Annotated in this window: 10 protein-coding genes and 1 pseudogene; 8 read left to right on the forward strand and 3 right to left on the reverse strand. The window is 41.8% G+C overall.

Annotated elements, in window-relative coordinates; translation table 11 throughout:
* Nucleotides 1–8: 8 nt before the first annotated feature.
* From ACWM1W_RS01785 to rplS, 7 genes are all read left to right on the forward strand, one after another.
* Entirely contained in the window at nucleotides 9–3,494 is a 3,486-nt protein-coding gene (locus tag ACWM1W_RS01785) for a pilus assembly protein (RefSeq protein ID WP_461603290.1), read from the forward strand.
* Between the two features lie 10 nt (nucleotides 3,495–3,504).
* Complete coding sequence (locus ACWM1W_RS01790) at nucleotides 3,505–3,966, forward strand: type IV pilin protein (protein WP_302700370.1); 462 nt, start codon at nucleotides 3,505–3,507, stop codon at nucleotides 3,964–3,966.
* Nucleotides 3,954–4,439, forward strand: coding sequence for a type IV pilin protein (locus tag ACWM1W_RS01795; protein ID WP_278356940.1), 486 nt, complete (start codon nucleotides 3,954–3,956; stop codon nucleotides 4,437–4,439). The genes ACWM1W_RS01790 and ACWM1W_RS01795 overlap by 13 nt, the downstream gene beginning before the upstream one ends.
* A gap of 142 nt (nucleotides 4,440–4,581) precedes the next feature.
* The gene (gene rpsP, locus ACWM1W_RS01800) at nucleotides 4,582–4,839 is read left to right on the forward strand and encodes a 30S ribosomal protein S16 (RefSeq protein WP_004826436.1); all 258 of its coding nucleotides are present in this window, start codon (nucleotides 4,582–4,584) and stop codon (nucleotides 4,837–4,839) included.
* 21 nt (nucleotides 4,840–4,860) lie between these two features.
* Entirely contained in the window at nucleotides 4,861–5,409 is a 549-nt protein-coding gene (gene rimM, locus ACWM1W_RS01805; protein ID WP_432242175.1) for a ribosome maturation factor RimM, read from the forward strand.
* A gap of 43 nt (nucleotides 5,410–5,452) precedes the next feature.
* A complete protein-coding gene (trmD, locus tag ACWM1W_RS01810; RefSeq protein ID WP_432242176.1) occupies nucleotides 5,453–6,202 on the forward strand; it encodes a tRNA (guanosine(37)-N1)-methyltransferase TrmD in 750 nt (249 codons plus the stop codon).
* A 171-nt stretch (nucleotides 6,203–6,373) separates the two neighbouring features.
* Nucleotides 6,374–6,745 carry a 50S ribosomal protein L19 gene (gene rplS / locus ACWM1W_RS01815; protein WP_004787066.1) on the forward strand — a complete coding sequence of 124 codons (372 nt, stop codon included), beginning with the start codon at nucleotides 6,374–6,376 and terminating at the stop codon, nucleotides 6,743–6,745.
* Nucleotides 6,746–7,268: 523 nt separating this feature from the next.
* Here rplS and ACWM1W_RS01820 read toward each other — a convergent pair.
* The 3 genes and pseudogenes from ACWM1W_RS01820 to ACWM1W_RS01830 form a co-directional block, all read right to left on the reverse strand.
* A complete protein-coding gene (locus ACWM1W_RS01820; RefSeq protein ID WP_461603291.1) occupies nucleotides 7,269–8,237 on the reverse strand; it encodes a lipase family alpha/beta hydrolase in 969 nt (322 codons plus the stop codon).
* A 169-nt stretch (nucleotides 8,238–8,406) separates the two neighbouring features.
* Nucleotides 8,407–9,417: pseudogene (locus tag ACWM1W_RS01825) on the reverse strand (lipase family alpha/beta hydrolase).
* A 505-nt stretch (nucleotides 9,418–9,922) separates the two neighbouring features.
* Entirely contained in the window at nucleotides 9,923–10,951 is a 1,029-nt protein-coding gene (locus tag ACWM1W_RS01830; RefSeq protein ID WP_461603292.1) for a lipase secretion chaperone, read from the reverse strand.
* A 153-nt stretch (nucleotides 10,952–11,104) separates the two neighbouring features.
* On the opposite strand from ACWM1W_RS01830, the gene truB reads away from it, so the two are divergent.
* Nucleotides 11,105–12,010 (forward strand): tRNA pseudouridine(55) synthase TruB, encoded by a 906-nt coding sequence (truB, locus tag ACWM1W_RS01835; RefSeq protein WP_461603293.1) that lies wholly within the window; start codon nucleotides 11,105–11,107, stop codon nucleotides 12,008–12,010.
* Nucleotides 12,011–12,024: the final 14 nt, after the last annotated feature.

The raw sequence follows: 12,024 nt of genomic DNA on the forward strand, positions 1-12,024 counted from the left end.
GCATGGCAATGAAAAATAAGACAAAACATGGCTTAGTCACAGGGTTAACGGCTTTAAGTACAGTAATGATTTGCCAAACGAGCATGACCTATGCCAGTGATATTGAGATTTATAAAGCACCCACTACGGGTGGGGCAACGCTCATGTTTGTGCTGGATCTGTCTGGTTCAATGTCTCAATCTGAGGACAAATCAGTACAAAGAGATTTTTTTGGAGGTACAAGTACTTCATGTACTAGTGAATCGAAAGTTGTACGGACTAGATTTAATAATAAGGATTTTGATTATAACGGCACATTTTGTTATATCACTCAAACGACGTACAATGACTTAAGCTCTACTCTAAGAACAAAGCTTGATCAAGAAGTTATAGCTAAAACATGTATGAAAGAGGTAAAAACTTTTAGAAAATGGCAATCTTACGGTTTGTTTGGTGGGTGGTGGGTGTATTATGAAGAGATGGCTTATAGTTGCCCTGACCGAGTAACAATGCTCGTTCGCAGCATGTTTGATCTAATTAGCGGTAACTCTTCAGTGGATGGAGGTAAAATTGCTACGACTAACACGCCTTTGCCAGATACTGCATCCATTGGTTTCACTAAGTTTTATAATGCAACACCCTCTACAGAAACATCACCTTTGACACTTACGACTGAAAACAGAGAAACTTTACTGAATTATGCAAAAAATTGGCAAGCACTAGGAGGGACTCCAATTGCACGTGCTTATTCAAGAGCTGCTGTAGATCTAGTAGATCATATGTCTAGAGTGGAAACAGCTTGTGCCGGTTATGGGATGTATTATTTAACTGATGGTGATCCATCAGGTGATAACTCAGGAACAGCAAGAACAACAGTAAACCCTAAATTAACGGAAAAGGTGACAACTTCACAATGTGATGGTACTAGTAATAGTCAATCTTGGCCTTGTGTAGAAGCTATAGCTCAAAAGCTACAAGAGAAAAAAAATACTGAAGGTGCTGAAGTTAAAACAGCCGTTGTGGGTTTCGGCACAGCATTTAATTTTGCTCATAAAACAACAGGAAATAATGTTGTTTATAATCCTGAAACTACATATACGGATACGATGCTCAGTAGTTACTTTAAAAATAATGCACTTGCCGCAGCGAAAGCGGCAGTGAAAGGAAAGGGAGGGTGGTATAGTGCCTCTAATACATCTGATATTGTAAATAGTGTACAGAATTTTGTTGAATCAATTAAAGTGCCTATTCCAGCAATCACGACAGGTACTGCTGCAATTCCTCAAGACCATCTTAATCCAATCGCGATTCAGTCTTATGCCTATTTCCCTCAATTTCAACCGAAACCTTCTGAAGACTTTGAAGCTTGGTTTGGTAATTTAAAAAAATTTAAGGTTAAAGATGGCGTGCTTGTTGGCCAGTCCAATGCAAAAGTATTTGGTGCAGATGGTGAGCTAAATACTTCAACTAAAGATTTATGGGTAAATGGTGCCTCTGCTGATTTGCAGGTTTATGGTGGTTTACTGAGTAAACTGAATTTGCAAACATTTACTGATGGTACTGATTTTGCGCGAGCTGTTTATACCAATGCTGGTGGTTCAATTCAGAAAGTTAACCTGGAATATATGCAAGAAAAAATCGCTACAGGTAATAATAAATACCTGTTGGGAGCGCTTGGTTATGATTTAACAGAAACTGAATTGGATGAGCTGGCTGCTTTAGATTCTCTAGAACTCACAAATTTAGTGAACAGGGAGCAAAACCGCTCGATAGGTGCAATCATGCACTCCACACCAGTGTTATTAACCCAATCAGGAAAAATCACTTATAGCGATACTAAAAAATCGAATGAAACTGTTGATCGCAATGACTATATCTTATTTGGAACGACACAAGGTGCATTGCACGTTGTAAAAACTGGACGAGAAGCAGAAACATATCCGAGTGGAACAACAGCTAGAAATTATGATGGCGGTAAGGAGATTTTTACATTTATTCCAGAGGAGATGTTATCGGCTCAGCCAAAAGCTTTATTAAGTGAGCCGAATACCGAAGGTAATGGTATGGATCAACTCTATTATGGTATTGATGGTGCATGGACAGCATATACAGAATATGTCTATAACACTACTTCCGATAAATTTGAGGTCAATCCTTCATCAGGTAAAAAAGGTAAACAATGGGTTTATGGCGGCATGCGAATGGGCGGTTCAAGCTATTATGCATTGGACTTAACAGACATTGATCAACCGAAAATTAAATTCCGCATAGATCCTGAATCTGGCAAAGTTTATAAAACAAATGATATATCTGGTACTGCTTATGGTGATTTAAGCAAAATGGGACAAAGTTGGTCAAAGCCAACCATTGCTTATGTACAGTGGAAAGGTCAGCGTAAACTCGTCATGTTGGTTGGTGGTGGTTATGACCCACAATATGAGGATTTTAGAGCAGGAAAGACGACTAAAGGTGCTGGTGTTTACATGTTTGATGCTGACACAGGTGACTTGTTATGGTCGACCTATGATGCATCTGGTGGAGATAAATCTCGTTTAGAATATAGTGTTGTTAGCCAAATCAAAGCAGTTGACCGTGAAGGTGATGGTGATGTAGATCATCTTTATTTTGGTGATTTGGGTGGACAGGTATTCCGTATTGATTTGAAATCTAATCATAGCTCTTCTGACGCAAAAGCAGACTTTGCTAAAATTACTCGTTTAGCGGATTTCAAAGAAACAGGGAAGTATGCACCGCGTTTTTATGAAATGCCAACGTTCAGTGTATACCGTAATGCGACAGGTATGTTTGCGGTGGTGAGTATTGGTAGTGGTAACCGTAGTACGCCGCTATTAGGTAAGGTAATTGATTCAAAATATGTGGTTAATGGCGAAAGTGGTATAGAGAATCTAAAATTATTAAACGATGCGATCTATAATATTTATGATTTAGCGGTCATGGATACAAATCCTGCGACTTCAACGAAAGGTCCATTAAGCATAACTCGAACTAACTTAAAAAAAATAACGGATAACGATCGTGAGCTAGCTTCTGAGGATGATATTGCAAGCGAGGGTTATAATGAAAACTCTGCCTATAAGGGTTGGTACTATGAATTTACTTCTTCAGCTTCAGTTAACAACCGTAAGGCTGTAGAAAAAGTTCAAAGTGATTTGGTCTTATTAGATTCTGACTTATATGTAAGTACATTTGATGCTGAAGGTGTAGGCAGTACAGAATCATGTGGTGCGGGTATTTACGGGTCAAGTCGAGCACATCGTTTCTGTATGCCATATGGACAATGTGGAGCAGGCGATACAGTTGAAGATAATACTATGACCTTAGGTAAGGGTCTGTTAGGTATAACTCTAGGCCAGAGTACTGATACGAATGGTGTCCCTTATCGTAGCATTATTGGCCCTGTTGAAAATCGAAATCCTACTAGCAACAAAATTTTAAATACATTATATCGTAATAAAATAAAGCTGACTCCTTATAGTTGGTACGAGCGAAATTAAGGAGGATATGGTGAACGAATATAAAAAGGGGTTTACACTAATTGAACTAATGATTGTAGTGGTGGTGATTGCTATCATTGCTGCAATCGCTTTTCCAAGTTATCAGAGTTATATACAGCGTTCTGATGAAGCTGTAGCAAAGCAGCGAATACAACAAATTGCAACTGAATTGGAGAAGTTCAAGGCTCGCCAATTCAATTATCTGAATTATGCTATTGAAAGTGGAATGGATTATTATCCGACTTCTACCAATGCTAAATATACGTTTAGTGTTAAAGATGGTGATAACACAGATAATGCACTGACAGATACAGATGCAACTGGTAGAAATTGGGTGATTCTCGCCACCCCAAGTGCGAGTTATCCAAAACTGCAGCAATTTGTCATGACGAGTACGGGACTGAAGTGTAAAAAAGTACAAGGTAGTACGATTGATCTGGGCTGTAGTGGGGAAGCTTCATGGACAGATTAAGAAATGGTTTTACACTTATTGAATTAATGATCGTGGTGGCAATCGTCGGTATATTAGCTGCTATAGCTTTGCCATCCTATCAGGGTTATAAGATCAGGGTAAATCGAGTAGATACTCAAGCAGAACTCATGGAAGTTGTGAGTAAAATTAACCGTTATAAGATTGCAAATTTTCATTATAAAAAGTCAGCTACTACAACAATTAGTTTGAGTGATATTGGGGTTTCAGGGGTATCTGAAAATGGGCTTTATAATTTGAGTCTGGTTTTTCCTGCTGAGATAAAATCGGATGGTTCTACAATAGCTAATTATACACGTTGGGTATTAATTGCTGATCCGATTACGTCAGAATCGCAGCGAGGAAATGGTGCAATGTGTATTGATTATCAAGGATTCCGACATTGGTCAAAGACAACAACACCAATAAATTGTGCAGCTTCATTGATGAGCACTTCTACTTGGGACGGACGCTAACCAAATTCAAAATTGTGGATAACCAACTTTTGATCTTTCATTCAGGGCAAACTTCGCGTAAAATATTGCCCTCTATGAAAGGGGTTTGAAGTGTTCCGGTGGTCGGTACATGAATAATCCGTAAAAACTATAAGGTTCTATCATGGTTGTTATTCGTCTTGCACGCGGTGGTGCTAAAAAACGTCCGTTCTATCAAATCATTGTGACTGATAGCCGTAATGCACGTGACGGTCGTTTCATCGAACGTATCGGTTTCTTCAACCCTACAGCTCAAGGTAAAGCAGAAAAACTTCGTTTAGATGCTGACCGTTTTGCTCACTGGGTTTCTCAAGGTGCTCAACCTTCTGAACGTGTTGCTTCTCTAGCTGCTCAAGCTAAGAAAGCTGCAGCTGCTGCTTAATTTTAAGGTAGCAGGTAGCCCATGACACCAACACAGAATGTTCCCGAAGATCGTATTCAGATTGGACAGTTACGTTCAGCATATGGATTAAATGGGTGGCTCTGGGTCTATTCCAATACAGAACCTATGAGCAACATATTTGACTACCTTCCTTGGTACATTGAGACCAAAGCAGGATGGCAAATTGTCGATGTAAAACGTTGGAAACCGCATGGCAAGGGCTTGGTTGTTTCGTTGAAGGGTGTGAGTGATCGCACCGCAGCGGACGGTCTGGTGGGTGCTAATGTCTGGATCTCTAAATCGCAACTGCCTCAACCAGGCGTGGATGAGTATTACTGGTCTGATTTGAAAGGTCTAACTGTGTTAGGTCTGGATGAAGAAGAACAGGAAGTGAATCTCGGTCAAATCCATGAAATGTTTGAAACAGGTGCCAATGACGTAATGGTAGTTCGCGCTACTGCTAACAGCGTTGATGGCGAAGAGCGGATGATTCCATGGCATAAAGATGTGGTACAACGAGTTGATCTCGAAGCTGGTCGTATCTACGTAAATTGGGGCGTAGATTATTAATCCTTAAAAAGGGTTAACACAGCAGGAAAATGAGGAGTCTGCGGTGTTCTTTGCAGTCATTACGCTTTTTCCTGAAATGTTTGAAGCGATTACAGCCTACGGTATTAGCGGGCGCGCAGCAAAACGTGATTTGATGCAAATTCATTGTATTAATCCACGAGAATTTGCTGAAGGGAACTATAAACGGGTGGATGAACGTCCATTTGGTGGTGGTCCCGGTATGGTGATGATGGCTGAGCCATTAGCGAAAGCAATTCATCGTGCCAAAGAGCTTGCAGCGCAAGCGGGTGCAGTTAACGTTCCTGTGGTGTATATGTCACCGCAAGGAAAAACCTTAAATGAACCTGCGGTACAGGACTTCGTTAAATATGACGGACTGATTGTATTGTGCGGACGTTATGAAGGTGTCGATGAACGTTTGATCCAGAAATATGTTGATCAGGAATGGTCAATTGGAGATTACGTCTTATCGGGTGGTGAGCTCCCTGCGATGGTTTTATTGGACAGTATTATCCGGAGACTTCCGGGTGCAATGTCAGATGAACAATCACACGTACAAGACTCATTTGTGGATGGTCTGTTAGATTGCCCACAATATACCAAGCCAGACCATTTTGAAGGGATGGATATACCGGACATCTTGAAATCGGGACATCATGCCAATATTGAGAAATGGCGGTTTTTGCAGCGATATCAGCGCACTTTGGAACGCCGGCCTGAGTTGGTAGAAAAAGTTGAACTGACCAAGCAGCAAAAGAAATGGCTAAAAGATTTAAAAAGTGGCAACAACTAATCCTGTTGTCCAAAACTGTATTTAAGCAATGTTGTTTAAATATTTAAAATAGGCTCTTTATGCATTGAAGCGGTCAAGCATAAAGGGAAAGTCAATCGGGTCTATGCGATTCAGCCTCTATACCCAGCGATAATCAGACCTCTTCTGACTCGCACATATTGGAGATACCCCATGAGCGGTAAGCATCCTTTAGTACAAGCTGTTGAAAATGCTCAGCTTAAACAAGACATCCCAGCTTTTGCACCAGGTGACACAGTAGTTGTCCAAGTAAAAGTAAAAGAAGGCGACCGTGAACGTCTACAAGCGTTCGAAGGCGTTGTCATTGCTAAGAAAAACCGTGGTCTGAACTCTGCGTTCACAGTACGTAAAATTTCTAGCGGTGTTGGCGTTGAGCGTGTATTCCAAACTCACTCTCCAATCGTTGCTAAAATCGAAGTGAAACGTCGTGGTGACGTTCGTCGTGCTAAACTTTACTACCTACGCGAATTGTCTGGTAAAGCTGCACGTATTCGTGAAAAATTGCCAGCTCGTAAACAAGGTTAATTTTAGCCTTGCTTTTAAGCAAAAAAATGCGCCTTTGGGCGCATTTTTTTATGTTTGCTTTTATCTGGATTTATTCGAAATGTTCCTGCAAAGGCAAGATCATGGCATCCAAAATGTCCAAGAAAATTTTATGAATAAACATCAGGAATAATACAAAATATCCCCAAGACTGGAATCCTGCATTAAAAAGTTGAATGCAAATAAAACATTGTGTGATAGCCAGTAAAATACTGATCCATACATTTGCGATAATATGTCGATGACAAGAGGGACAATAATAAGGCTCATATTTTTTAAATTGAAAAGGATTAATCACTTTTCGTTTGCAACAGGGGCAGGTTCTTTTAAATCTGTTTTTGATTTCTATAGAAGGTATCTGCATTTATTTTATTTCACAGTTCTTTTTATATTTGATGAATATTTTATATGCAGTTTAATCATGATTAACAAGTAAATTTTAAGAAAAAATTTAGCGAAAAATAAGATGGAAAAAGCCTCTGGATGAATAGAGGCTTGTGTAGCTCTATAAACCTTGCAGTTTTAAGCGGTTGGCATGCTGGCGATAAACATCGACTGGGTCTGGAGCAAAGACATTTTTTAACCCGAGTAACTGGTTCACTTCGTCCAGGTGGTTCCAGTTGTAGTTATCCCGAATGGTTTTACCGAATTTGGCACTACAGCGGGAGACCAGACCATCATTTTCCTTGCCGCCATCAATGAGCAGGGCTGTAACTTTGAGTGCTGAATCAGGATCGAGCGGGTTGGTAACTTGGCCTACACCTGTGAATGAATAGTTGTAGATACCTTTTTGTTGATATGCACCTTCACCACAGGTGGTAGTCGGCATACCAATGGGATATCTCTGATTAAAGTTCGCAGAGCCCAATGCCGTTAAACTGCTGCCACCCGCAAGTGAATCATGCGGATAAGAGTTTGGGTCCAGGCCTTGAGCCCAGGTAATGGCTTTAGAAACCAGATTTATTGTGCCGACCAGTGGCGCTTCAATAGCAGTCCCTTCAGCTTTTAGAATCAGGTCTCCAACCGGCGAACCTTTGTGTGGTGCACCTACTGTGGTTAATGAAGCCACCAGTTTAGGTTCTGAACCAGCCACATAACGAATCGTTGGTCCACCATGTGAGTGTCCGATCAAGTTAACTTTATCTGCTCCGGTAATTGCGGCAATTTCCTTAACCTGCTCCAAAAGCTGTTCACCACGAATTTCAGAGGAGTTAAAAGGGGAGACCCGTGTTGCCCAGACATTCGCACCATTACGGGCCAGATCAGGTAAAATCTGATACCAGTAATCCAGTCCAAACTGGTCAGTGCCAACCCGGATGAAACCCGCCATACCATGTGAAAATACAATCGGATATTTGGTTTTGGCATATTGTGAACTGGCTTTCGACGTCACCTGACTGGCCTGAGTGGAAGCATGAGCCGTGAAGCAGGTCGCTGCCATGAGCAGGCTCGCCGTTAATACTCCATATTTCATCATTATTTCCTCATTCTTGTTGTTGTGTTAAGGCGATCCTCGCCATAATATGGGGAATAGCCAGCTGAAAAGCTGACCCATTAAGCGTTTTGAGTGTTTTATCTCCCTATTTTTTTAAGTGAAAATAACGAAAAAGCCCTTATATCCGCAGATAGAAGGGCGATGAAAATTATAGATTCTGAAGTTTTAAACGATTGGCATGTTGACGGTACATCGCCACCGGATCCGGAGCAAACAGGCCTTTAAGACCAAACATCATATTGGCCAGATCGGTATGGTTCAGCTTGTACTGGTCATTAATCACCTTACCAATGAATGCACTACAACGGGCAACCATGCCATCGTTGTCTTTATTGCCGTAAGATAAAGGGCCAAGCTGCATCAGGATGGTATCGATATCCAGTGCATTGGTCGCTTGAGCCACACCGGTCCAAGAATAATAATAGATACCGTTACGGTCTTTTGATTTCAGGTTCTTATTACAGTTTTCTATGGAGGCTAAGACACCATCCTGCACCATCTGTTTGGCCACGCTGGCATTAAAAGAGCTGGAGCCAGTTTGGGTCAGGGATTTCATGGATGCATCGAAATCAATTTCCAGTTCAGGTTTGAACTGTCCCAGTGCGATCAGTGGCCCAATAATATAATCACCGAGAATATTGAAAGCAGTGCGGGTGAGGGTATTGTTCTGAATATCATCGGCCACTTTAGAGCCATGATAGGTGCCTGCGACCCCTGTAATGGATGCAATCTGCTGTGGTCGAGTCGCTGCCACATAGAGTACAGTCGGGCCACCATGTGAGTGACCGATGAGATTGATTTTTTCCTTCCCTGTAATTGCCAGCACTTCATCAACCTGATGAATGAGCTGTTCACCACGGTGGGTCGTGGTATTGGCAGGCGACAATTGGGCGGCAAACACGGTAGAGCCATTACGAGCCATATCCGGCAGAATCTGATACCATTAATCTAAGCCAATGGTATCAGTACCTATGCGTTGCCAGCCTAGCCAGCCATGCACCATCAGAATAGGATATTTGGTTTTGGCATAGTCTGATTTGGCTTTTTCAGTGACCTGAACTGCACTTGCTGCCGCCTGGGTTTGTGTTGAAAAGCCAAAACCGAGGCCTGCTGCCAAGGAAAGCGCCAGCATCTGTGTTGTTTTAATAAAAGTACGCATAACCGTTCCTTTGTTCATTTTATTGTTATAAAAAGCAATCATTGCTCGGGAGTATTGATGCACGATAAATATTGAAGTTGGATGTCTCGATCGTGCAGACCTAATCTTCAATCACGCGCAAAAATTATTATTTTGAAGCAGAAGCATTTTTTCATGCTGATGAGCCAATTCCATGTCATTTCGGGCCATGCCCGATGAGCATTTATGAGTCCATAAATTTGCAATTTATATACGTATGTATTTTATTGTTAACTCCTTGAAATATAAGATTGATGAATGTTTAGGTTGAAATAGTTAGAAACAAATAACAATGTTAAAAAAAGTAATCAGCCCAAGAAAATCAAGGCTTTCAGAGAGAAATGGCTCTGTTAAACTCTCAAAATAGAGGGTCAGCGTTACTGTTTTTATATAAGAGATGAGACAAAAAAAAGGGAATAAGAGAAGATATTCGACACCGTAGCAGTACTGTGTAGCTACGGCGTCAATGAGCAATTCTAGCTGAAAATTAATTGGCAAAGGGTAGGGTCCCACCCTGATCATGTACCTGTTCAAATGTACCTACACGAAGCCGTTCTTCAGGGCGCTGGAAATGTTTCTGACGCAACTGATCAACTGCCTGCTGTTTGGCATTTTCACTCAGGCCACTTTTTAGGATGTTATCGCGCTCGCCCAAGTAACGCGTCACACTGGATTTCCAATTCGCACGTTCATCATCAAGTTTTTCCAGACGTTGGGTTGCTTCAGGACCGACCAGATTCAGGCGCATCTGACGGATTTCTTCCGCAGAACCACCCCGGGCTTTAATATCAGCGGTGAGTTTACGCAGATCTTCCAGTTTATTCAGTTGCTCCAGATTTTCTTGCCAGTCCTGCGGTAACTGCGCAAACAGTTCTTTTAGCTTCTGGGCTTTTTCTGCTTCGCTCAGCTTTTTATCCGCCATGACTGCCATCCGGTCTAAGGTATATTCATGATAGGTATCTTCAGTGCCAAACAGTCCTTCAATTTCATAATCAGAGAAAAAGCGCTTACGCAGATTCTGGGTGTTGGCATAGATACTGCGGTAGTAAGCTGGATCTTCTTGATCCAGACCTATAGGTGGAGTCAGTTCTCCCAAACCTTGACGATACTGGATATAACGGTTCCAAAGATCCAGAACTTGTGAGAGTGCAGGATCCTGATAATTTTGCTGAATATAGGCCTTAAAATCTCGCTGGATTTGTTCGAGGGTTTTTTCTCCATATTGGGTAATAAAATATTCAAAACAGTTACGAGTCTGTTCATTGACAATCAGGCGATTGCTGGCATCCATCTGCATCTGGCAATTAATTTCCGTATCCTGCTGGCTTGGACTCGGGAATATATTATTTACGGGGCCATTGGCCAGTGCTGCTGCCTGTTGAGCGCTGCTTTCATTGGTGGATTGCGGGCCCGAGACACGTGCCTGTGCTTCATCCCTGGGCGCAAGCCATAGAATCAGGGTAATCAAGCACAATACGATGAGCGCAATCACGATCCATAGTTTATATTTCTGCATATCCTATGTACCTTTATTTTAATTATCGGATTATTTTAAATTTTGCATTCGGCAGGATAGGAGATATTGCACCTTATATGCTGTAGAAAAGTTGTAAATAATTGGCAGGGGTTTTACCATTGCGCCAATTTATAAAATGTCTGACTTTTTGCCATGAAAGCTTCATCTCCTAAAATTCAGCGTCGTCATATCAGCGGTGTATTTCTATTAAATAAGCCTCTAGGCATCAGCTCGAATGCTGCATTGCAAAAAGTACGCTGGTTATATCGTGCGCAAAAAGCTGGACATACTGGTGCACTAGATCCCTTGGCCTCCGGTCTTTTACCGATCTGTCTAGGTGAGGCGACCAAGTTTTCGCATTATCTGCTGGATTCAACCAAGCGTTACCAGACCACAGTTTTTCTGGGACATAGCACTACGACAGGTGATGTCGAAGGAGAGATTCTGCTGGAAAAACCAGTGCCTGAACTGAATGAAGAGTTGATTCAGGAGACAATTGCCAAGTTTGTCGGTGAGATCCAGCAAGTGCCACCGATGTATTCGGCTCTGAAAAAAGAAGGTCGTCCGCTGTACGAGCTGGCGCGTAAGGGCATTGAAATCGAACGTGAAGCACGTCCAATTACCATTTATGCAATTGAGCTTTTATCTTTTACTGAAAATAGCATTACGCTGGATGTGACCTGTTCCAAAGGTACTTATATTCGGGTACTCGGCGAAGATATTGCCAAAGCACTCGGTACTTATGGTCATTTGACTTATCTGCACCGGATTCAAACCGGTCATTTTGACCTTATTCCAAGCTATACCATTGAATATCTGGAAAGCTTGACTGAGGCAGAACGTGAAGTACTATTACTGCCAGCTTATGCACCGGTACAGTATTTCCCGCAGATTCAGGCACCGGAAGGCCGTGCAGAATATTTTAGCCGGGGTATGGAAAGTAATATCGACCATCCGGCAGAGCCACAGGTGCTGGTTTTTGATGGCGAGAAATGTTTAGGCCTGGCTGAAATCACGGATAAAAAACGTCTGGTACCTAAACGTGTTCTTAATCTCTAGGCGCGTTGAATAAC

It is taken from the genome of Acinetobacter sp. TW_SC_4 (genome assembly GCF_054861205.1).

Excerpts from the sequence above, each read along its gene's own strand:
- ACWM1W_RS01785 (WP_461603290.1), top strand. The coding sequence starts at position 9 with ATGAAAAATAAGACAAAACATGGCTTAGTCACAGGGTTAACGGCTTTA.
- ACWM1W_RS01795 (WP_278356940.1), top strand. The coding sequence starts at position 3,954 with ATGGACAGATTAAGAAATGGTTTTACACTTATTGAATTAATGATCGTG.
- rpsP (WP_004826436.1), top strand. The coding sequence starts at position 4,582 with ATGGTTGTTATTCGTCTTGCACGCGGTGGTGCTAAAAAACGTCCGTTC.
- rimM (WP_432242175.1), top strand. The coding sequence starts at position 4,861 with ATGACACCAACACAGAATGTTCCCGAAGATCGTATTCAGATTGGACAG.
- rplS (WP_004787066.1), top strand. The coding sequence starts at position 6,374 with ATGAGCGGTAAGCATCCTTTAGTACAAGCTGTTGAAAATGCTCAGCTT.
- ACWM1W_RS01820 (WP_461603291.1), bottom strand. The coding sequence starts at position 8,237 with ATGAAATATGGAGTATTAACGGCGAGCCTGCTCATGGCAGCGACCTGC.
- ACWM1W_RS01830 (WP_461603292.1), bottom strand. The coding sequence starts at position 10,951 with ATGCAGAAATATAAACTATGGATCGTGATTGCGCTCATCGTATTGTGC.
- truB (WP_461603293.1), top strand. The coding sequence starts at position 11,105 with ATGAAAGCTTCATCTCCTAAAATTCAGCGTCGTCATATCAGCGGTGTA.